This is a genomic window from Polymorphospora sp. NPDC050346, from assembly GCF_040655695.1.
In the GTDB taxonomy this organism is placed as follows: domain Bacteria; phylum Actinomycetota; class Actinomycetes; order Mycobacteriales; family Micromonosporaceae; genus Polymorphospora; species Polymorphospora lycopeni.
The window spans coordinates 1-20,338 of record NZ_JBFAKM010000069.1 but is presented as its reverse complement, the minus strand read 5'-3'; the positions used below and the strand labels follow the sequence as shown (position 1 = coordinate 20,338).

Sequence of the window (20,338 nt, the reverse complement as noted above, 5' to 3'; positions counted from 1 at the left end):
ACACCCGCCCCGCCGCCCCCCCCCGCGGGCCGCGCCGGCCGCTTCGTGCGTTCAGCCCACCGCCGCCGGGGCGGGGTCGGGCAGCCAGCCCAGCCCGACCCGGGCCAGGTATGCCCACCAGCCGGTGTGGCGCCCGTAGCGGCCCCGGATCTCGGCGGCCGACGGCGGCGGATCACCGTAGACCGCCCGGGCGACCAGTTCGAACTGGGCCATCTCCAGCGGTGCGTCGTCGGGCCGGCCGAGGACCCGCAGCAGCAGCGAATGAGCGGTGAACGGGCCGACGCCCGCGACGCCGAGCAGGGCCGCGCGGACCTCGTCGTAGGGGGCGGTGTGCAGCCACTCCTCGTCGAGGGCGGCGATCCCCTCGACGACGCCCCGCAGGCGCTCGGTGCGCTGCCGGTGGCCGGTGTAGCCGGTCAGCTCGTCGTCGGTCAGCCGGGCGATGGTCGCCAGCGAAGGGAACGCGGTGTAGGCGGTGCCGTCGAGCCGGACGGTCGTGCCCAGGTCGGCCGTCAGGCGCCGTTTGCGGGCCGCGGCGAACCACTGCGTGCTGCGCTGGGTGAGCGTGAAGTAGACCGCGCCCTCGGCGAGGGACGCGAACCGGACCTGGTGCAGGCCGCGAAGCACCGGCAGCAGCGGCGCCATGGCCGGGTCGGTGTCGGCGGCGGCCAGCAGCGGCGCCGGATCGTCCGCCAGGCTGAACCAGCGGGCGACCAGCCGCTCGACGGCGCACAGGTCGGCCGGCGCCAGCGGGACGTCGGCGAAGACGGTCAGGGTGACACCGGGCGGGCCGGCGGCCGCGGCGACCTCGACCACGACCGCCCGGTCGGGACGGCCGGCGGGAGCGGGGAGCAGCAGCGCCTTGCGGACCGCGTCGCCGGTGCGGCGATGGTCGCCGGCGCCCGGGCCGAAGCCGTCGAGGGCACGCAGGCTCAGGTCGAACGAGAACGGGGGCAGAGCTGGCAGAACGGTCCGATGGACCGCGGGGAGGTCTGTCATGCCGGCCAGCATGGGGCGGTCCTACGACAATCGCCGTTCAAGATCGCCGTTTCGGCGCCGAATGTGCAGTCGACTGCGTTATCGGCGCCGAAACGGCGATCTTGCGGTGTTCGCGATCCGGTCACCGGACCGCCCGACGGCCCCGGCGTGCGACTGGCACGGCGGGGCCGCCGGGCGGCAGGAGTGCTCTACCGGACCCGGCCGTAGCCGTACGGGGGCATCATGTCGACGCTGGAGATCTTGACGCTCTCGCCGAAGGTCGGTGCGTGGATCACCTTGCCGCTGCCGACAAAGATGCCGACGTGGCCGAGGTTGCTGTAGAAGACCAGGTCACCCGGCTGGAGTGCGCTCCGGCTGATCTTCGCCACCCGATCCCACTGCATGGCCGCGTTGTGGGGCAGCGACTTGCCGGCCGCCCGCCACGCCGCCAGCGTCAGACCCGAGCAGTCGTAGCCGTTCGGGCCGGAGGCCGCCCACACGTACGGCTTGCCGATGGCGCCGTACGCGAACCGGACCGCGACACCGGCCTGCCCGGAGACCGCCGGGATGCTGCCGCTGTAGGAGCTGCCCGGGTTGGTGGCCGCGCCGTACGCCCGTTCCCGCATCTCGTACAGCTTCTTGAGGTCGGCCTCGATCTTCTTCTTGCCGGCCTGGAGTTCCTTGGCCTGGGCGGTCTCGCGGGCCAGGGTGGCGTCGAGCCGTGCCTGCTCGTCCAGGTATTCGCGCTGGGTCGCGGTGAACCCGCTCACCTGGGACTGGCGTTCGCGGGCGAGCTGTTCCAGGGTGCCCAGGCGGTCGACGAGCGACCCGTTCTCGCTCGCGGTGAGGATCGCCTGGATCGTGTCCAGGCCGCCCGACTTGTAGGCCCGGGCGGCGATCGTGCCGACCTCGACCTCGGTCTGGGCCAACTGCTCCTGCAGCGGTCCGAGCTTGGCCTCCACCGCGGTCTTGGCCGCCTTGGTTGCCTTGATCTCCTCGTTGAGCTTGTTGTAGGACTCGACGACCTTCTCCAGCTCGGTCGACGACTTGTTGATCCGCTGCGTCAGCTCGCTGACCGACGGCTCGGCGGCGGCACCCGTGGCGGGTACGACGAGGCCGATGGTGATGCCGGTCAGGACGACGGCGCGCAGCAGCATCCGGGCGGGCGACAATACAGGCAGAGCCTTTCTTCCCCGGGTCACGCCCGATCGACGTGATCCAGCCGCCTACCGGGTTAGCTGACGGATTCGGGCGGGAAGATCGCCCTACCACGAAACGTGGATTCACCCCTTGGTGCCGGTGGGTTCCCGGTTCACCGGTCCGGTCGACTGCGCAGCGTGATCGGATGTCGACAATGGATGACCGGTGATTCGGCGGCGCCGGGCCGGCGCCTCCCGAGGGGGTTGGCTGACGACCGGACCAGCGGCTCCAACCTAGTCGTGGTCCGAATCAACCGAAAGAGGGCGGCTGCGTGATGTGGAGCGAAGTTGCCTGATCGGGCGCGATGTGCTTACTGTCCGTTGTCGTCGCCGCGCGCTGCGTCGATCGCCGGCTCGATCGGGATCGCGGGTGGGCCGCGCGGCGGGCGCTGCAGCCAAAAGTCGATCTTGCCAAGATTGATTGTTGTTTGAGGCTATTTGTCGCTCTTGGCGGTATCAATCGGATCAAATGTGTGCATTGTGGTGGCTATGGGTGTCCAGGGGGCCACCTGCCGCCTGTAAAAGTGCCAGGTTGCACATCGCCCCCCTTCTCTTTTGGCGCACGGGTCCACACAATGGTGTTAGGCCGTAAAGGTTTCGCGGAACCGGCGCCGCAACGAGAAGGCGATCGGCACCTGACTGCCATCAGATGCCGATCTTTCGAACCGCATGTGGATCTTTTGAGACACGTGCCGATCTCAGAACGCTGGCGATTTTGATCTACGTCGATCTTGATTCACGTCGATCTTGATCTGCGTCGCCGACCCGCGTCACGAGCCCTTGGAGGCATCTCGTGAATGCTACCCGCCAACCCACCCGCCCAACAGAGGCCATGTCCGGAAAGCCCGAATGGGTAACCCGCCGGACACCTGCCACGATCTACCGCCAGCCCGGTCTCTACATCACGACGGAGTGGTTCGTGATCGGCAAACGGCGCTACCCGATCTGGGAGTTGACCAACCTGCGGACCGGGCGTGGCCGACGGGATCCACTCATCGTCCGGTCGATGCTGGTCACCGCGGCGGTGGTCGCCGGAATCGGAGTCACCCTCGGCTTCGTCCGCGAACTCCACACCATCAGCCCCGCCACCTACCTGGCCCTCGGCGCCGCCGCCATGGTGCCCATGCTGACCGCCGCCGTCGGATACCGGCTGCGGCCCAGGCCGTACGAGCTGTGGGCCGACATCCGCGGCCGGGCCGTCATGGTCTTCAGCACCGACCAGGAACGGGTGTACGGACAGGTCTCCCGGGCGTTGCTCCGGGCCAAGGAAGCCGCCCGGTACGGCGGCATCGCCGACCCGATGGCCGCCGCCGGCCAGTGGCCGACCGTACGCTGACCGCACCACGACGCGGGCGGATCCCTGCCGGATCCGTCCGCGTCCGCGTGTCCGGCCCACCCCGGCCTCAGCCGAGGTCGTCGGCGATCCGCGCGATGCGCGCGAGCGACGCCGCCGGCTCCAGCGACATGCCCTGGAGGGTCCGGAAGGCAGCCACGTAGGGCTCCACCGTGTCCGACGTGTCGGTCAGGTCCTGCGACAGTGGACTGCCGACGAAGACCACGTCGGTGTCACCCGTACCCGGGAACCGGACGACGATGAACGGGGAGCGTACCGCGTAGTCCGGCACCTGGAACGGCAGCACCTGGATCGTGATGTTGGACCTGCGACCGGCCTCGACGAGATGCCGCAACTGCTCGCGCAGGCAGAGCGCCCCGCCGGTCTGCCGGTGCAGCACCGACTCGTCGAGTACGACCTCGATGGACGGCGGGTCGGCCCGGTCCAGCACCTCGTGCCGGCGGCGTGCCCGTACGTCGTCGACGATGTCGAGATCGAACGGCTCCACCGCGAAGCGCAACGAGGCGACGGTGCTGGCCCGCGCGTACGCGTCGGTCTGCAACAGCCCCGGAATCCCGACCGACTGGAAGACCAGCAGGCTCGACGCCTCGACCTCGAGCCCGATGTACGACAGGTACGGCGCCGGCAGCCCGTCGCGGTATCGCGACCACCAGGCCCGGCGACGGGAGACCCGGGCCAGGGCGACCAGCTCCGCGACCTGCTCGGAGTCGGTCAGCCGGTAGTGGCTGATCAGCGCCTTCACGTCGTTGGTGGAGACGGAGACGGCGCCGGCCTCGATCCGGATCACCTTGGACAGCGACCAGTCCATGGCGTCGGCGACCTGTTCCTGGGTGAGGCCGGCACCCTCCCGGGCCGCCCGCAGTGCCGAGCGCAGTCGCCGGCGTCCGATCGTCGCTCCGTGTAGCGCGGTCATCGGTGGCCTCCTCACCGAACCGGAGCCGGGAATCGTCAGCCGATCTGGCGGGCGATCCGGTCGATCGTGGCGATCGACTCGTCGCGCCCGAGGGACATCTCCCGGAGCCGCTGGAACGTCTGTTGGTAGGGCGCCACGAGGTCGGGCCGGTCGACGATGTCCTGACTGTGTACGCCGTCGAGGTACACCACCGCGTCGTCGTCCGGTTCCGAAAATCTCAGAATGATGAAAGGACCCTGGCTGGCGTAGGTGCCGGCGGCGAACGGCAGGACCTGGATGGTCACGTTTGGCCAACCGCCGACGGTTATCAGGTGCCCGAGCTGTTCGCGTATACAGGCGGGCCCACCCGTCTGCCGGTGCAGCACCGCCTCGTCGAGGACCACATCGATGGCCGGCGGATCGGAGCGGTGCAGGATTTCCCGCTGACGTCGCATCCGGAGGGCGACCACCGTCTCGAACTCGTCCGGATCCACCGGCGTGGCCGCCGATGCGGCCACGGCGGCGGTGACCATCGCGCGGGCGTAGTGTTCGGTTTGCAGGAGGCCCGGAATCCCGGAGGACTCGAAGAACGAGATCTTGGACGCCTCGAGCTCCAGCCCGACGTAGGCGACGAACGGCGCGGGCAAGGTGTCCTTGTACTGCGACCACCAGGTCCGGCGACGCGCGACGCGAGCCAGGTCGATCAGTTCCGCGACCTGTTCCGGGTCGGTCATGCGGTAGTGCTGGAGCAGCGCCTTGAGGTCGTTGGTGGAGATCGAAACGCTACCGGCCTCGATCCTGATGAGCTTGGACAGCGACCAGTCCATAGCCGTCGAGACTTGCTCTTGTGTCAACTTGGCGGATTCACGGGCGCGGCGTAGCGCTGAGCGTAGCCGGCGTCGCCCGACGGTCGGACCGTGCACTGTCGTCATCGGCTGGTCCTCCCTTGGTGCACGGCGGTCCAATGTGCCGACGAGAGCCAAGATCGGGTTACGTGGGCTCGACAGCCCGCAGGCCCGGCGGGCCCGACCTTGCTGCCTTGCCGCTGCTGTCTTCCACCTGTGCTGCTGTTTTCCGTGGTGCTGCCGTTTGCGCCGCGCCGCTGTTGGGGACTGCGCTGCTGTTTGGGGACTGTGTTGCTATCTGCCGCTGCTATCTGCCACCTGGCTAGCGGCAACCTGCCATATGGCGAGTCTGGTGGAAGGTTACACCTCGATAGCGCCCTTTTCCAGGGGGCTCAACTGTTGGCGGCGATGTGGCGCCTGCTCCGACCTGGCCTCGTGACCGCAGCCCGGTCGGTGGTAGATCACCTGACGTTTCCCTGTTGGAACCATTGGTAGTCATCCTTCTGGGTCTGTCCGGACTCGCGCATGGCGAACCTGGTGTGCAGTGGTCGGAGTTTTATGAGTGCGTAATCGAACTAGCGCGACTCCGGCTGATGGTGGGAGTGCCAACATCATGCCGCTGGCATCGGCGCACTACAGGCTGTGACTTGGCCAGGTTTTTCTGGCCGTGGTGCCGTGTCGGTGTTGGAGGCTAGGCGCAAAGGCGATCTAATGTCTAAGGTTTTGCCGTCGCGGGTTGCCCCCGTGATAGTCGTGGGGAGTCCCCGCGGCTTTTATTTTGAGTACTTTTCGCAGAGTCGGAGTTCGGATGTCCCAGGGAATGCTTGCCATCGGATCTTGGCGGAAGAGTTCGCGGTGCGAGTCGCACAACTGCCTCGAGGTTGCCCACCGTGGTGGCGAGGTTGCGGTGCGGAACAATTCGGTCCCGATGGACCAGATCACCTTCGCTGAATCGGTTTGGGCGGACTTTGTGGCCGGCGTCCGAGCCGGAGCATTTGATCTTCGGTAGATTCCCGCAGACCGAATCCGGGCCGGCGAGTCCGACCGGGCTTGTCGGCCATGGGGAAGCCTCCCACTGCTTCGCTTGTACCCGCTGACCAGGCAACTCATTCACTCACGTGAGCGACGCTCGGCTCTTGTGGCCGTCGTGCAGAATTGACGGTGACGGCGAGGGTGTGGGGGGCACACCGTGCCTTCGCCTGAACCCGGGGAGGGACAGGTGAATCAGATGGGACAGTCGGAGAGATGGCGCCGGAGTAGCCGGTGCGAGGCCCACAACTGCGTCGAGGTGGCCTACCGGTCCGGGCAGGTGCTCGTACGCAATTCGCAGTACCCCGACGGGGGGGTTCTCGCGATCGACCCGGACAGTTGGACCAGCTTCTGTGTCGCACTCAGGACGGGGGAGTTGCACGGCTGACCGTGCGACGGAAGTGACCCGGGTGCCGGTGGTCGGCCGGCGTCGCCGCCGACCGCTCACCGGCATCAGTCCGAAGCGGGTCAGCTGGTGGCCGGCTGCGGCTCACGGACCCATCTCGCGACGACCCGCTCGGCCCAGAAAGACACGAACGGCACGGTTCCGGCCAGCATGACCAGTGCCATCCTGCTCAGCGGCCACTCGGCCCGCCGCCCCAGGTCGAAGGCGGCCACCAGGTAGACCATGTAGAGGAAGCCGTGCCCGGGGCCGATCGTCTCGACGACGATCGGGTCGTCCCAGATGTACTTCATCGGCATACCGACCACCACGAGCGCGATCAGCACGACACCCACGATGTAGGCGATCACGCGGTATCGGGTCAGGGCTCCGCCCACGGTGTTCCTCTCCTTCTTGTCCTTCTCGCTGCCCGGGGTCAGCCGGGGTAGTCGCTGATGCGCGCGTCGGGGTTGGCGTTACGCCAGGCCAGATAGCGGTTGTACTCGTCCAGTTCCGGGTCCTCGTCCGCGGTGGTGGTCCGGCGGACGGCGCGTACCGGCCGGCGGATGCCAGCCGCGCCGCCGGGCCCGCGGGCATCGGCGGGCGCACCCACCGGGCCGGCCACGCCGGTCGCGGCCAGTGCCCGGGCCGGTTCGGCGGTGTCCAGCGGGCCGGTGGCGGAATCGGCGTCGGGGGAGTCGCCGCGCAGGGTGTGCCGTACCTCGCGGATCCACACGAAGATCACGAAGCCGGCGAAGACCGGCCACTCCACGGCGTACGCCCAGCTCAGGGCGTTGCCGGCGATGGCCCGGCTGATCTGCCACCAGCCGAGCGCGCTGAAGGCGACCACGAGCGCGACCGCGCCGACATGCCGGGCGATCCACGACGGGGTCAACAGCCGCTTCATGGCCACGAGCGTACCGGTGGCGCCGGACGGTCTCCGACGCGCCGTCGTAGTTGGTGTCCGTGCGGGCGGGTTTGGCGCCGTGCGCTCCGGGCAACCATCCCGGAAAGACGCACGGTAACGAGACACCGGGAGCGACGATGACCGAATCACTACGCGACGTGAGCCCGGAGCAACGGATCGGGGAGTGGGACGGCGACCACATCCGCGACGGGGTCGGCACCGCGACCGGTCTCGCCGAGGACGAGATCGGGATCGACCCGACCACTCTTCCCGAAGAGGACCTGATCCGCGAGATGAGCAGCCTGCACCGGACCCGGCTCGACACCCTGCGGCACGCCCCCGACAGCGCGCTCGCCACCCACCTGCGGCGGACGGCGGAACTGGAGACCGAATACCTGGCCCGGCATCCCGGCCGCGAGGTCGACGCCGGGCGCCTGCGCGGCGGGTTCTGACATGCCGGTCGACACCCAGCGGAGCATGTCCGCGCCCCCCGAGGTGGTCTTCAACACCGCGACCGACCCCGACCGGATGGGCGCCTGGCTGCCCGAGCCGCTGCTGAAAGCGGACCACCGGATGGCGACCGACCAGCCGATGCAGGCTCGCTGGGACACGGCGGGTGACGACGGCCCTGGGACGTCACCCGCGTCAGGCGGGCGCAACTGGTCGGCGTTCCTACGGGTCGAGGACGTACCGGCGGGTGGTGCGCTGGTACGGCTCCGGCTCGACGCCGACGCCGACACCCCGCCCGACCGGCTGACCGGGATCGCCGAGGAGGCGCTGACCTGTCTCGCCCGCGAGGTCGCCGACAACCTCACCGCCGGCTGATCACCACTGGGAGTACCCACATGCGGATCCGTGACCGGCTCGGCCGGCTCCGGCGGGCGTACGCGCCACACGAACACCGCCCGTTGGGTGGCTATCTCGCCGCGATGGGGACGTACGCCGCAGTGGCGGCGGGGCTCGGTGCGGCCGCGAAGGCGACCCACCGCCCGGTGCCGGAGCGGCCCGCGACCTCGGACGTCGTACTGCTGTCGATCGCTACGCACAAGCTGAGCCGGCTGCTGTCCAAGGACGCCGTGACCAGCCCGCTGCGGGCACCGTTCACCAGCTACGACAAGCCGATCGGCAGCGGCGAGGTGATGGAGCAGGTACGGGACGAGGGCAGCGCTGCCCGGCACGCCATCGGCGAACTGCTGAGCTGCCCGTTCTGCCTGGCGGTCTGGGTCGCCACCGGGCTGACCGGCGGCCTGGTGCTGGCGCCCCGGCTGACCCGCCTGGTGGCGACCGCGCTCACCGCGGTCGCCGTCTCGGACTTCCTGCAGATGGGGTACGCGGTCGCGCAGCGGGCGGCGGACGGCCCCGGCCACGGTGGAGGTAAGCCGTAGGCCGGGACCGGCAGGGGTCGGCCCGGGTGGGCTACGGCTCCTCTTCGAGTCCCGCCCAGCCGCGCGGTGCCTCGGGCTCGCGGTCGGCGTCCTCACCGGTGAGGACGTCGTCGTCGACCGCGGTCTGGTCGTGTTCGTCGGCGAAGTCGCCGTCCTCCTCGGCACTGGAGGGGGTCGGCCGGGTCGCGTCCGATCCGGTGGCATCCGGGCCGGTCGCCTGTTCCTCGGTGGCGCCGGGGCGGGTCGCCTCGACCGGCTCGCCGAGGGGGGCCAGGAACTCGTCGTCCGGGTCGTCGCGTTTCATGTTCGTCTCCTCGGTACGGCACCGGTCGGCCGGCGGCCCGGTGACCGGTCGGGCCGTGGCCGGTTGGGCGGGGCGGGGGAGTGGCGGGGTGACCGCCGGTACCGGTCAGGCGACGCTGCCGCCCAGCAGGTCGGCGGCCTCGTCGATGGCGTACTCGCCCTCGGGCATCGCACCGATGCGGGTGAGCAGGCCGGCGGGCAGGTCGGCGGCGATGGCCCGCCGGTAGATCTCCGCCTGGGTGACCCGCTCCTGCCCGAAGTAGATGTCGTCAAGCAGCCGGTCGAGGTCGCGGTTGGGCAGTTCGTCGGTCACGGTGGATCAGCTACCCCGGTTCCGGAGCGGCAAACGCTGTGACGGGTGGCACAGAACGGGCCGGAACACCGGGCGGGGGACGGCGGTTGTACCCACCGTCGGTGTGTCCAGTGTCCCCGGGCCTCACCCAACTGCCTTCGCGGAATACCGTTCGGCTGGAGCCGCGTCGTGCCACTCGCCGAGAGGCGACCTGCACACCGACACCGGGCGCCGCCCAGGGTCACCGCCCTGGGCGGCGCTCTTTTTCGTCCCGCGCCCGCCGCCTCTCGTCACGCCAGCGGGTCGGGGATAGTACGGCAGATCGACCATTTCTCATCATATGGTGAACTGTCCGGATTACCCTCGGAGCAGCATGATCCCGGCAGGGCGGCCCACAAACCGGTCCGCGGGGGTGCCGGGCTGCTTCGAGGAGGAGTCATGATCGGCACAATTCTGTGGGCGCTCATCGCCGGCACGATCATCGGCATGCTGGGCCGGCTGCTGCTGCCCGGCCGGCAGAACATCTCGATCTGGGTCACCATCGGCGTCGGCGTGGCGGCCGCGCTGCTCGGGGGCATCATCGCCGACGTCTTCGGGGTGGGCGAAACCGCCGGCATCGACTGGATCCGGCACGCGATCCAGGTCGGGCTCGCGGTGCTGTTCGTCTACATCGCCGCCCGCCTGACCGGCAGCCGGCCCGCCGGCGGCCGGACGCAGCGCTGACCCCTCGCCGCCGCGGCGAAACGTCCGGCGCACGTGATCCGTACGCCGGACCCGGGCGGGCATCCGGTCCGATGCCCGCCCGGTCGGAAGGTCACGCCTGAGCGGCCCCGATCGTCGTACGGCGGGCGGCGACCGCCGCCGCGAGGGTGGTGAGCACCGAGTCGGTGCGCTCCCAGTTCATGCAGGCATCGGTGATCGACTGGCCGTAGACCAGCGGGCGGGTGGGGTCGAGATCCTGCCGGCCCTCGACCAGGAACGACTCCAGCATCACCCCGGTGATGCCCCGCTGGCCGGCCGCCAACTGCTCGGCGATGCTCTCCACCACCACCGGCTGCCGGCGGTGGTCCTTGCCGCTGTTGTCGTGGCTCGCGTCGACGACCAGCCGCTCCGGCAGGCCGGCCGCCCGCAGCAGTGCCAACGATTCCCCGATCGACTCGGCGTCGTAGTTCGGGCCGCCGCGCCCACCACGCAGCACCAGGTGGCAGTCGGCGTTGCCCCGCGTGTGCAGGATCGCCGGCGTGCCCGACAGGTCGATGCCGGGGAAGACGTGCGGCACCCCGGCCGCGCGGATCGCGTCGACCGCGGTGCCGACGCTGCCGTCCGGGCGGTTCTTCATGCCGATCGGCATGGACAGCCCCGACGACAGTTGCCGGTGCACCTGGCTCTCCACCGTCCGGGCGCCGATCGCGCCCCAGGCCACCGTGTCCGCGATGTACTGCGGGGTGATCGGGTCGAGGAACTCGCAGCCCACCGGCAGGCCGAGCCGCAGCACGTCGAGCAGCAGCGACCGGGCTTTCCGCAGGCCGGTGTTGACGTCGCCGGAACCGTCCAGGCCGGGATCGTTGATCAGGCCCTTCCAGCCGACGGTGGAGCGGGGCTTCTCGAAGTAGACCCGCATCACGATCAGCAGGTCGTCGGCGAGCCGTCCGGCCGTCGCCCGCAGCCGGTCGGCGTAGTCCAGCGCCGCGGCCGGATCGTGTACGGAGCACGGGCCGACGACGACCAGGAGGCGATCGTCGACCCGGTCGAGTACCCGGGCCACGGCTCGTCGACCGTCTAGTACGGCCGTGGTCAACGCGTCGTCGAGCGGCAGCTCGTGGTGCAGCAGGGCCGGGGTGGTCAGCGGTACGACGCGGTCGATGCGCTGGTCGGTGACCCGGGCGGTGCCGGTGCTGATCATCGTGGGTAGTCCCTCCGCCAGCCACCCGGGGCCGGTGTCCCGCGGTAGAGCCGGCTGCTCGTCGCATGCGAAAGGGCAGGGACGATGCCCCTGCCCTGGCCGGCTCTGGTGTGTGGTGACGTCAGGTCATAGCCGAGTCACCGGCACCAGGGCCGGCTGACCAAACCATCGATAGGAGCGCCACACGCGGCCAACCCTACCCGACCGGGGCCCACCCGCCCCCCACCGTTCCGCGTCCTGGGACGCCCGCCCGGCGGCCGCGCGGCGCGGATCCCCGGCGCCCCTGCGGTCGCGCGCGTGGCGGACCGCCCGGCGGGGTATGGAAGGTCGGTATGAGTGCAGAGACCACCGAACGGGACCCGGACCGGGAACGGGCCGAATCGCGAGCGCTCCGCCTGCTTCCCGAGGAACTGGCGGCCGGCAGCGACGACGCGCGGGCCCAGGCGACGGCCATCCTGGCCGAGTCCGACCGGCGTACGGCGGATCCGGGGGCCGCGCCCGACACGATCCTGGAACGGCGTACCTCCGAACAGACCGTGACCGAGCCGCCGGACTGACCGGAGCGCCGGCTCAACCCAGCGGGAACTCGTCGAAGAGCACCACCGCCGAGTCGGGTTCCCCGGTGTCGAACCGGTACGACCGTACGACGCCGGCCGCCGAGTCGAGGATCGAGAACGCGGTCACGTCGTTGCTGGCGATGTACGGCAGCGGCCGGCCCGAGGCGTCGGTGAGCGGGGCGACGGTCGGGAGCACCGGCGCCAGCCCGCCCGGATCGCCCTGCAGCGGGTAGCCGTCCGGGGCGTCGCGCCGGCGGCCGGAGGTCACGTCGTACGCGCCGTAGCTGTTGCCGACGTTCGACGTCTCCAGCCAGTTGACCCCGGCCGGCGTGCGGAACCGGTTCCAGATGTGCGAGTGGCCGTTGAGCACCAGGTTGACCCCGGTGGCGTCGAACAGCGGCGCCAGGTCGCGCAGGATGTGGTCCGCCTCGAGCGGATAGTCGTACCGCACCTCGGTGACCTCGCCGGTCACCTCGTCCCGGACCACCGTCCGCACCGGGTCGGTGTACGCCGGCACCGAGTGCGTGCCCAGCCCGTGCGCCGGATGGTGGAACATCACCACCCGGTGGCGGGCCGCCCGCGCCGGGCCGCCCGCCAGCTCCCGCTCCAGCCAGGCGAACTGCGCCGACCCGCGCCGGACCGGCTCGAAGATGAACTGGCCGCCGCCCCAGCGTTCCGGTGTCGCCAGCCGGTCGGCCGGCTCCCGGTAGCGGCCCTCGCCGCCGTACCCGCCGTTCGGCCGCCAGACCAGGGTGGCGAAGACCGAGGCGACCCAGACGTCGCCGATCGTGCGCGACCACCAGCGCGGCCCGCCCTCCGGGCTCGCCGGCAGCGGAAAGAGCTCCGAGTACGTCGTCACGTCCCAGTCGTCCGGTGCCGGATCGTTGAACTGCTCCTCCAGCGTGGTGGCGTCCGACCAGCGGCCCATCACGTCGTGGTTGCCGGGCGTGGGATAGATCGGGGTGTGCTGGAGGATCGGCGCACCCCGGTAGAGGCGGCCGGCGAGCCGGTGCTCGGCCCGCCCGCCGAACGCGGCGAAGAACGCCCGCCCGGTGCCGCTGTCGAACCACTCGCTGGCCCGGTCCGGCACGTTGACCATGTCGCCGGCCATCAGCACCCCGTCCAGTTCCACCCCGGCGGTCTCGGCGACCTTCTCCAGGTTGGCGGGGACCATCTGCTTGAGCTGGTGGTCGCTGCTCAGCAGCAGGCGTACCGGCTGGTCCGGGCCGGCGACCGGGGCGAGCCGGTAGGTGGCGGTGACCGTGGCCCGGCCGACCCGGCCGGCGGCGACCACCCGGTACGGCGTACGACCCGGCGGCAGGTCGGTGACGGTGGCCAGGTGCCGGTAGACGGGCCGGCGCCGGACCCGGTGGTAGTGCCGGCCGGGCACCCGTGAGTCGGTGTCCTCCCGGGTGCGGCTCAGTGCGGTGGTGACCGCCACGATCCGCCGCCAGCCCGGTCCGGCCCCGTCCGGCCCGGTCGCCGCGGCCAGCGCCGCCGCCTCGGACAAGCCGGACACAGCCGACCCGACCAGTACCACCTGGACCGGTCCCGGCGACTCGGTGTGCCACACCACATGCGTCCGGTCCGGCCCCGGATCCAGCAGATACGGCGTACAGAGCAGTTCCACCGCGCCATTATCCGGCCAGCCGTGCCACCCTCCCAGACCGTGATCGGATAGCGTCGGCCCATGTCTGTGACCGGTTATCCGTGGCCGATCGAGACCACCCGCCTCGACAACGGGCTCCGGGTGGTCGTCAGCGTGGACCGCAGCGCCCCCGTCGTGGCGGTCAACCTCTGGTACGACGTGGGGTCCCGGCACGAGCCCGACGGGCAGACCGGCTTCGCCCACCTCTTCGAGCACCTGATGTTCGAGGGATCGGTCAACGTGGCCAAGACCGAGCACATGAAACTGATCCAGGGCTCCGGCGGCTCGCTGAACGCCAGCACCAACCCCGACCGCACCAACTACTTCGACACCGTTCCGGCCGAGCACCTCGCGCTCGCGATGTGGCTGGAGGCCGACCGGATGGGTGGCCTGGTGCCGGCGCTGACCCAGGAGACGCTGGACAACCAGCGCGAGGTGGTCAAGAACGAGCGCCGGCAGCGCTACGAGAACGTGCCGTACGGCGACGCCTGGCTGCGCCTGCTCCCGCTGCTCTACCCGCCGGGGCACCCGTACCACCACCCGACGATCGGGTCGATGGACGACCTCAACGCCGCCGACCTGCCGACGTTCCAGGCGTTCCACACCACCTACTACGCGCCGAACAACGCGGTGCTGACCGTCGTCGGCGACACCTCTGCCGACGAGGTGTTCTCCCTGGCCGAGCGCTACTTCGGGGCGCTGGCGGCACGCCGGGACATCCCGGCCGCGCCCGACGGGCGCCAGGTGCCGGCCACCGGCACCCCGGTCCGCGAGACCGTCCGCGCCTCGGTGCCGGCGCCCCGGATCTACCTGAGCCACCGCACCCACCCGTTCGGCAGCCCCGGATACGACGCCCTCACCGTGCTGGCCGCCGTCCTCGGCAGCGGCCGGGGCAGCCGGCTCTACCAGCGGCTCGCCGACGGCGCCCGGATCGCCCAGCCGGACAACATCGCCGCGTACGGCGTCGACCTGGCGCACGCCCCCGCGCCGCTGATCGTGACCGCGACCGCCCGGCCCGGCGTGACCGTCGAAGAGCTGGAGGCCGGGCTCGTCGAACTGCTCGACGAGGTCGCCGCCGGCGGGGTGACCGAAGCCGAACTCGACCGGGCCAAGGCGCTGCTCACCACGAGCTGGTGGCGTGGGCTGGCCCGGGTCGACGGCCGCGCCGACCTGCTCAGCCGCTACGCCACCCAGTTCGGCGACCCGGCCCGCGCCGCCGACCGGCTGCCGAACTGGCTCGCCGTCACCACCGACCGGGTGGCCGAGGTCGCCGCCGAGGTGCTGCGCCCGCAGGACCGGGTCACCCTGACGTATCTGCCCGAGGAGGAGAGCGCGTGACGCTCATCAGCGAACGCCCGGCGCCGGGCGAGCCGCGGTCGTACCGCTTCCCACCGGTCGTCCGGCGGGCCGTGGCCGGCGGCGAGGTCGTCGCCGCGCACCTGCCCGGCCAGAGCCTGGCCGTCGCCACGCTGCTGCTCGACGCCGGTGCCGGCCGCGAACCACTGGGCCGCGAGGGGCTGGCCGGGGTGGTCGCCAAGGCCCTGGAGGAGGGCACCACCGACCGGGACGCCGCCGCCTACGCGCTGGCTCTGGAGGGGCTCGGCACCGAGCTGTCGACCAGCGTCGACTGGGACTCGTTCCGGACCACCGTCCAGGTGCCGGTCGACCGCCTCGCGCCGGCCGTCACCCTGCTCGCCGAGGCGGTCCGTACGCCCCGGCTCGACCCCGCCGACGTCGAGCGGGTACGCGACGACGAGGTCACCTCGCTGCGGATGTACTGGGCCAACCCCGGACCCCGGGCCGACGCCGCCCTGCGGGCCGACCTGTTCGGTGCCGAGGTCCGGCACGGCCGCCCCATGGACGGCGACCCGGAGTCGGTCGCCGCGCTGACCGTCGACGACATCACCGGCTTCCACGCCGGCTGGCTGCGCCGGCCCGGCACCCTGCTCGTCGCCGGTGACCTGGACCGGATCGACCTCGACGTGCTGGCCGCGGCGGCGTTCGCCGGCACCGGCGGCGACCCGGTCGAGGCCGGCGCCCCGATCGACGTCCAGGTACGCACCCAGCGGCGGATCATCCTGGTCGACCGGCCCGGGTCGGTGCAGTCGTCGCTGCGGCTCGGCCACACCGCCCCGCCCCGCTCGCACCCCGACTACGTGCCGACGCAGCTCGCCGGCACCGTGCTCGGCGGCGCCTTCACCTCCCGACTCAACCACCTCATCCGCGAGGTGCGCGGCTACACGTACGGCATCCGGGCGGACTTCGGGATGTCGCGCCGGTTCGGCCGCTTCACCGTCAGCTCGAGCGTGCAGACCGCGGTCACCGCACCCGCCCTGGTCGAGGCGGTCGGCGAGATCGCCCGTACGCAGGCCGACGGGGTCACCGAGGAGGAGCTGGCGGTCGCCCGGTCGTGGCGGGCCGGGCAGCTCTCGGTCGAGCTGCAGACCCCGGCGGCGATCGCGTCGGCGCTGGCCACCCTGGTCGTGTACGGCCTGCCCGACGACTACCACGCGCACCTGCGCGAGGCGATGCTGTCGGCGCCGCTGGACGTGGTGTCGGCCGCCGCCGCGGCACACCTGCACCCGCACGGGCTGACCCTCGTGGTCGAGGGCGACGTCGCCCTCATCCGCGACGAACTGGTCGCCTCCGGCCTCGGCGAGGTCGTCGACGACGGTCCGAGGTGATGGGAAAGACCTTGCCGTATCCGTGGGCGGGGTGGGTAGCCTCGCCTGCATGAGGATCGGCATTGTGGGAGCCACCGGCCAGGTCGGTGGCGTCATGCTGGGGATACTCGCCGAACGGCGGTTCCCGGTGACGGAGTTGCGGTTGTTCGCGTCGGCCCGGTCGGCGGGGCGTACCCTGCCGTGGCAGGACGGCGAGATCACGATCGAGGACGCGGAGACCGCCGACTACGGCGGCCTGGACATCGTGCTCTTCTCCGCCGGCAAGGGCACGTCGAAGCAGCTCGCCCCGAAGGTCGCCGCGGCCGGCGCGGTCGTGATCGACAACTCCTCGGCGTGGCGGATGGACCCCGAGGTGCCGCTGGTCGTCGCCGAGGTCAACCCGCACGCCGCCGACGACCGCCCCAAGGGGATCATCGCCAACCCCAACTGCACCACGATGGCGGCGATGCCGATCCTGCGCCCGCTGCACGACGAGGCCGGCCTGGTCAGCCTGGTCGTCGCCACCTATCAGGCGGTCTCCGGGGCCGGCCTGGCCGGGGTCGCCGAACTGGACGAGCAGGTACGCAAGGTCAGTGACCGGGCCACCGAGCTGACCTTCGACGGATCGGCGGCGGAGTTCCCGGCGCCGCGCTCGTTCGCCCGCCCGATCGCCTACAACGTGCTGCCGCTGGCCGGCTCGATCGTCGACGACGGCTCCGAGGAGACCGACGAGGAGCAGAAGCTCCGCAACGAGAGCCGCAAGATCCTCGAGATCCCCGACCTGTTGGTGTCCGGCACCTGCGTCCGCGTACCCGTCTTCACCGGCCACTCGTTGCAGGTCAACGCCCGGTTCGCCCGGCCGCTCACCCCGGCCCGGGCCCGTGAGCTGCTCGCCGACGCCCCCGGGGTCGAGCTGTCCGACGTACCGACGCCGCTCGCGGCGGCCGGCCAGGACCCGACGTACGTGGGCCGGTTCCGGGTCGACGAGACCGTCGACAACGGGCTGTCGTTCTTCTGCTCCAACGACAACCTGCGCAAGGGCGCGGCGCTCAACGCCGTACAGATCGCCGAACTGCTGGCCGCGCGCAGTGCCGGCTGACCGCGAGGCGGGCCTGCTCTCGGTCGTGGGCGGGCACCGGCTCGGGGTGCTCGCCACGATCCAGCCCGACGGGCGACCCCATCTGTCGAACATCATCTACGCGTTCGACCCGGCGCAGCGGCTGGTCCGGGTGTCGCTGACCGACGGCCGGGTCAAGACCCGCAACCTGCGCCGCGACCCCCGCGCGACGCTGCACGTCAACACCACCGAGGGCTGGGTCTGGGCGGCGGCCGAGGGCGTCGCCGAGCTGACCCCGGTCGCGACCGACCCGGCCGACGCCACGGTGGAGGAACTGGTCGACCTCTACCGGTCGATCGAGGGCGAGCACCCGGACTGGGACGACTACCGCCGGGCCATGGTCGCCGACCGCCGGCTCGTGCTGCGCCTGCGGGTGGACCGCCTCTACGGCCAGCCCCCGACCTGATGGTCGAGGTTCGCCGGGCGGTGGCGGACGATGCCGCGGAGCTGGTCCGGCTCCGCGGCCTGATGCTGCGGGCCATGGGGATCGGTGAACCGGGGGCCGAGAACTGGCAGCCGGTCGCGCTGCGGTCGCTGCGTGACCGGCTGGCGGAGCCGGACGGCTCGCTGGTCGCCTTCGTGGTCGACCAGCCGGCCGCCCCTGACGACCAGCCCGTCGACCCCGCCGACGCGCCCGCCGGGTCGACCGGCCCGCCGCGGTTGGCGGCCTGCGTGGTGGGGGTGGTCGAGCGTCGGCTCGGCACCCCCGACAATCCGAGTGGCGAGATCGGGTACGTCTTCAACGTGTCGACCGAGCCCGGCCACCGCCGGCGCGGCTACTCCAGAGCGTTGCTGGCGGCGTTGCTCGACTGGTATCGGGGGCGCGGCATCATGGTCGTCGATCTGGTGGCGACCGGGGACGGCGAGCCGCTCTACCGCTTGATGGGCTTCGCGCCGTCGGCGATGCCGCTGATGCACCTGACGCTCCCGACCGACCCGGGCGGGGTGCGGGGCTAGCTGGATGTAGAACGTTTGTTGTCGCCGGGGCAACCACAAACGTTCTACATCCGCTCGACGGGACGGCCGGTGGGCCGGGCCCGTTTCAGCCCTTCAGACCGGTGTGGGCCAGGCCCTCGACGAACTGCTTCTGGGCCACCACGAACACCGCCAGCACCGGCAGCGCGGTCAGCGAGGCGGCCGCCAGCTGGATGTTCCACATCGGACCGCCGTACGCGTCGACGAACTGGGTCAGCGCCTGCGGCAGGGTGAACTTCTCCGGAGTGGACAGGAACACGATCGGCTCCAGGTAGAGGTTCCAGCTGTGCAGGAACGTGAAGATCGCCACCGCGCCGAGGGCCGGCCGGGCCAGCGGCAGCGCGATCCGCCAGAAGGTGGCGAGCCGGCCGAGCCCGTCGACCCGGGCCGCCTCCTCCAGTTCGCCGGGCAGGGCGATGAAGAACTGCCGCATGATGAACGTCGCCAGCACGCTCGGCGCGCCGAAGATCGGCACCAGGATCAGCGGCCAGTGGGTGTCGACCCAGCCCAGCGTGTTGAACATCTGGAAGAGCGGGACGATGGTGACCTCGCTCGGGATGAGCAGCCCGAGCAGGACGACGAGGAACAGCGCGTTCTGCCCGCGGAACCGGATGCGGGCGAAGGCGTACCCGGCCAGGGCCGACACCGCGAGCGTGCCGAGCGTGACGACGGCGGCGATGTAGGCGCTGTTGAAGTACTGCTGGGCGAACGGCTGCAGTTCGAAGACCTGCCGGTACGCGTCGACCTGCGGGTTCGCCGGCAGCAGGCTCGGCGGCCAGGAGAAGATGTCGCTGATCGGCTTGAACGACGAGGTGACCATCCACCAGGTCGGGAAGACGAACGGGACGGCGAGGACGAGCAGCGCGCCGTACAGGCCGAGCTTGGCGCGGCGGGACACCTTACTGCTCATGGAAGACCCACCTCTTGCGCATCTGCCACTGGACGACGGTGAGGACCAGCACGATCCCGAAGAGCAGTACGGACAGGGTGGCGCCGTATCCGAAGTGGTGGAACTGGAACGCCTGCTGGTAGAGGTAGTAGACGAGCACGGTGGTGGACGTCCCCGGCCCGCCCTGGGTGAGCACGGCGATCTGGGCGAAGACCTGGAGCGAGCCGACCACGGTGATGATCGAGGTGAGCAGGATCGTCGGGCTGATCAGCGGTACGGTGATCTTGCGGAACTGGGTCCACCGGCCGGCGCCCTCGACCCGCGCCGCCTCGTAGAGTTCGGCCGGCACGCCCTGCAGGGCGGCCAGGAAGAGCACCATGTTGAGGCCGACGTTCTTCAGCACCTGCACCACGACGACCGAGATCATCGCGGTCGCCTCGCCGCGCAACCAGTTGGGGCCGTCGACGCCGATCGTGTCCAGCAGGCCGTTGATCCCGCCGTTGTCCTGGAGCAGGAAGCCCCAGACGATCGTCCAGGCGACCAGCGACACCACGACCGGCGAGAAGAACAGGGTGCGGAAGACGACCGTGCCGCGCAGCTTCTGGTTGAGCAGCACCGCGAGCAGCAGGGCCAGGCTGAGGTTGAGGACGACCAAACCGAGCGAGAAGAGCCCGGTCGCGCCGAGCACCGACGGCAGGTTGGGGTCGTCGGCCAGCGCCCGGTAGTTCTCCGCGCCGACGAAGTCGAAGGTGTCGGCGAGCACGTTCCACTCGTGCAGGCTGTAGTAGACGACCAGCCCGAGCGGCAGCAGCACGAAGACGATGCTGCCCAGCAGTTGCGGGCTGACGAACAGCAGCCCGGCGAGCTGGTCCCGGCGCCGGGTGGTCCACCAGGACCGGCGGGGCGGGTCGGCGGGCTTGGCGGCCGGCGGGGTGGACCGGGCCAACCCGTGCAGCTTGCGCAGCCGGCGCTGGCAGAAGTCCAGCGACGGGAACAGGGCGTGGGCGAGCTGGAACGAGG

General features: G+C 71.0%; 25 protein-coding genes and 1 riboswitch. Of the genes, 13 read left to right on the top strand and 12 right to left on the bottom strand.

The genetic code is table 11. The features are described from left to right. Positions 1-51: 51 nt before the first annotated feature. Positions 52-999, bottom strand: a complete 948-nt coding sequence (locus AB0I42_RS36090; protein WP_357544266.1) for a hypothetical protein — start codon at positions 997-999, stop codon at positions 52-54. A gap of 188 nt (positions 1,000-1,187) precedes the next feature. Then, on the bottom strand, positions 1,188-2,135 hold the full coding sequence (locus tag AB0I42_RS36085; protein ID WP_357544265.1) for an NlpC/P60 family protein: 948 nt from the start codon (positions 2,133-2,135) through the stop codon (positions 1,188-1,190). Positions 2,136-2,186: 51 nt separating this feature from the next. Continuing rightward, positions 2,187-2,326: riboswitch (cyclic di-AMP (ydaO/yuaA leader) on the bottom strand. Positions 2,327-3,009: 683 nt separating this feature from the next. On the opposite strand from AB0I42_RS36085, the gene AB0I42_RS36080 reads away from it, so the two are divergent. After that, the gene (locus AB0I42_RS36080; protein WP_357544264.1) at positions 3,010-3,513 is read left to right on the top strand and encodes a DUF6232 family protein; all 504 of its coding nucleotides are present in this window, start codon (positions 3,010-3,012) and stop codon (positions 3,511-3,513) included. A 67-nt stretch (positions 3,514-3,580) separates the two neighbouring features. Here AB0I42_RS36080 and AB0I42_RS36075 read toward each other — a convergent pair whose 3' ends face one another. Next, positions 3,581-4,444 carry a helix-turn-helix transcriptional regulator gene (locus AB0I42_RS36075; protein ID WP_357544263.1) on the bottom strand — a complete coding sequence of 288 codons (864 nt, stop codon included), beginning with the start codon at positions 4,442-4,444 and terminating at the stop codon, positions 3,581-3,583. Between the two features lie 35 nt (positions 4,445-4,479). After that, the gene (locus AB0I42_RS36070; RefSeq protein ID WP_357544262.1) at positions 4,480-5,406 is read right to left on the bottom strand and encodes a helix-turn-helix transcriptional regulator; all 927 of its coding nucleotides are present in this window, start codon (positions 5,404-5,406) and stop codon (positions 4,480-4,482) included. Positions 5,407-6,076: 670 nt separating this feature from the next. Here AB0I42_RS36070 and AB0I42_RS36065 point away from each other — a divergent pair. Together AB0I42_RS36065 and AB0I42_RS36060 are read left to right on the top strand one after the other, a co-directional pair. After that, complete coding sequence (locus AB0I42_RS36065; protein WP_357544261.1) at positions 6,077-6,277, top strand: DUF397 domain-containing protein; 201 nt, start codon at positions 6,077-6,079, stop codon at positions 6,275-6,277. 219 nt (positions 6,278-6,496) lie between these two features. Further along, complete coding sequence (locus tag AB0I42_RS36060; protein WP_357544260.1) at positions 6,497-6,685, top strand: DUF397 domain-containing protein; 189 nt, start codon at positions 6,497-6,499, stop codon at positions 6,683-6,685. 80 nt (positions 6,686-6,765) lie between these two features. On the opposite strand, the gene AB0I42_RS36055 is transcribed toward AB0I42_RS36060, so the two are convergent. Both AB0I42_RS36055 and AB0I42_RS36050 read right to left on the bottom strand, forming a co-directional pair. After that, positions 6,766-7,077, bottom strand: coding sequence for a DUF3817 domain-containing protein (locus AB0I42_RS36055; protein ID WP_357544259.1), 312 nt, complete (start codon positions 7,075-7,077; stop codon positions 6,766-6,768). Positions 7,078-7,115: 38 nt separating this feature from the next. Next, a complete protein-coding gene (locus AB0I42_RS36050) occupies positions 7,116-7,586 on the bottom strand; it encodes a hypothetical protein (protein WP_357544258.1) in 471 nt (156 codons plus the stop codon). A 137-nt stretch (positions 7,587-7,723) separates the two neighbouring features. Between AB0I42_RS36050 and AB0I42_RS36045 the strand changes: the two genes are divergently transcribed. From AB0I42_RS36045 to AB0I42_RS36035, 3 genes are read left to right on the top strand one after another with little or no spacing between them, the layout of a single operon-like run. Then, the gene (locus tag AB0I42_RS36045) at positions 7,724-8,038 is read left to right on the top strand and encodes a DUF6158 family protein (RefSeq protein WP_357544257.1); all 315 of its coding nucleotides are present in this window, start codon (positions 7,724-7,726) and stop codon (positions 8,036-8,038) included. Position 8,039: 1 nt separating this feature from the next. Beyond that, entirely contained in the window at positions 8,040-8,411 is a 372-nt protein-coding gene (locus tag AB0I42_RS36040) for a hypothetical protein (RefSeq protein ID WP_357544256.1), read from the top strand. 20 nt (positions 8,412-8,431) lie between these two features. Beyond that, positions 8,432-8,971 carry a DUF1360 domain-containing protein gene (locus tag AB0I42_RS36035; protein WP_357544255.1) on the top strand — a complete coding sequence of 180 codons (540 nt, stop codon included), beginning with the start codon at positions 8,432-8,434 and terminating at the stop codon, positions 8,969-8,971. A gap of 31 nt (positions 8,972-9,002) precedes the next feature. Here the strand turns inward: AB0I42_RS36035 and AB0I42_RS36030 are convergent, their stop codons facing one another. Together AB0I42_RS36030 and AB0I42_RS36025 are read right to left on the bottom strand one after the other, a co-directional pair. Next, positions 9,003-9,275 (bottom strand): hypothetical protein, encoded by a 273-nt coding sequence (locus AB0I42_RS36030; RefSeq protein WP_357544254.1) that lies wholly within the window; start codon positions 9,273-9,275, stop codon positions 9,003-9,005. A gap of 105 nt (positions 9,276-9,380) precedes the next feature. Beyond that, positions 9,381-9,587, bottom strand: a complete 207-nt coding sequence (locus AB0I42_RS36025; protein ID WP_357544253.1) for a hypothetical protein — start codon at positions 9,585-9,587, stop codon at positions 9,381-9,383. A gap of 417 nt (positions 9,588-10,004) precedes the next feature. Here AB0I42_RS36025 and AB0I42_RS36020 point away from each other — a divergent pair, with 417 nt between their 5' ends. Further along, positions 10,005-10,289, top strand: a complete 285-nt coding sequence (locus tag AB0I42_RS36020; protein WP_357544252.1) for a GlsB/YeaQ/YmgE family stress response membrane protein — start codon at positions 10,005-10,007, stop codon at positions 10,287-10,289. Between the two features lie 91 nt (positions 10,290-10,380). On the opposite strand, the gene AB0I42_RS36015 is transcribed toward AB0I42_RS36020, so the two are convergent. After that, positions 10,381-11,469: a 3-deoxy-7-phosphoheptulonate synthase gene (locus tag AB0I42_RS36015; RefSeq protein ID WP_357544251.1), complete on the bottom strand. Its 1,089-nt coding sequence runs from the start codon at positions 11,467-11,469 to the stop codon at positions 10,381-10,383. A gap of 332 nt (positions 11,470-11,801) precedes the next feature. Between AB0I42_RS36015 and AB0I42_RS36010 the strand changes: the two genes are divergently transcribed. After that, on the top strand, positions 11,802-12,026 hold the full coding sequence (locus AB0I42_RS36010; RefSeq protein WP_357544250.1) for a hypothetical protein: 225 nt from the start codon (positions 11,802-11,804) through the stop codon (positions 12,024-12,026). A 13-nt stretch (positions 12,027-12,039) separates the two neighbouring features. Here AB0I42_RS36010 and AB0I42_RS36005 read toward each other — a convergent pair whose 3' ends face one another. Next, on the bottom strand, positions 12,040-13,656 hold the full coding sequence (locus AB0I42_RS36005; protein ID WP_357544249.1) for a metallophosphoesterase: 1,617 nt from the start codon (positions 13,654-13,656) through the stop codon (positions 12,040-12,042). 60 nt (positions 13,657-13,716) lie between these two features. On the opposite strand from AB0I42_RS36005, the gene AB0I42_RS36000 reads away from it, so the two are divergent. From AB0I42_RS36000 to AB0I42_RS35980, 5 genes are read left to right on the top strand one after another with little or no spacing between them, the layout of a single operon-like run. Next, positions 13,717-15,012: a pitrilysin family protein gene (locus AB0I42_RS36000; RefSeq protein WP_357544248.1), complete on the top strand. Its 1,296-nt coding sequence runs from the start codon at positions 13,717-13,719 to the stop codon at positions 15,010-15,012. Then, a complete protein-coding gene (locus tag AB0I42_RS35995) occupies positions 15,009-16,358 on the top strand; it encodes a pitrilysin family protein (RefSeq protein ID WP_357544247.1) in 1,350 nt (449 codons plus the stop codon). The genes AB0I42_RS36000 and AB0I42_RS35995 overlap by 4 nt, the downstream gene beginning before the upstream one ends. Before the next feature lie 49 nt (positions 16,359-16,407). Beyond that, positions 16,408-17,436: an aspartate-semialdehyde dehydrogenase gene (locus AB0I42_RS35990; RefSeq protein ID WP_357544246.1), complete on the top strand. Its 1,029-nt coding sequence runs from the start codon at positions 16,408-16,410 to the stop codon at positions 17,434-17,436. Then, positions 17,426-17,860, top strand: coding sequence for a PPOX class F420-dependent oxidoreductase (locus tag AB0I42_RS35985; protein WP_357544245.1), 435 nt, complete (start codon positions 17,426-17,428; stop codon positions 17,858-17,860). The genes AB0I42_RS35990 and AB0I42_RS35985 overlap by 11 nt, the downstream gene beginning before the upstream one ends. 20 nt (positions 17,861-17,880) lie before the next feature. Further along, the gene (locus AB0I42_RS35980; protein WP_357544244.1) at positions 17,881-18,411 is read left to right on the top strand and encodes a GNAT family N-acetyltransferase; all 531 of its coding nucleotides are present in this window, start codon (positions 17,881-17,883) and stop codon (positions 18,409-18,411) included. Positions 18,412-18,496: 85 nt separating this feature from the next. Here the strand turns inward: AB0I42_RS35980 and AB0I42_RS35975 are convergent, their stop codons facing one another. Both AB0I42_RS35975 and AB0I42_RS35970 read right to left on the bottom strand, forming a co-directional pair. Beyond that, on the bottom strand, positions 18,497-19,339 hold the full coding sequence (locus tag AB0I42_RS35975) for a carbohydrate ABC transporter permease (RefSeq protein ID WP_357544243.1): 843 nt from the start codon (positions 19,337-19,339) through the stop codon (positions 18,497-18,499). Next, a complete protein-coding gene (locus AB0I42_RS35970) occupies positions 19,329-20,264 on the bottom strand; it encodes a sugar ABC transporter permease (protein WP_357544267.1) in 936 nt (311 codons plus the stop codon). Before AB0I42_RS35970 ends, AB0I42_RS35975 begins: the two co-directional genes overlap by 11 nt. Positions 20,265-20,338: the final 74 nt, after the last annotated feature.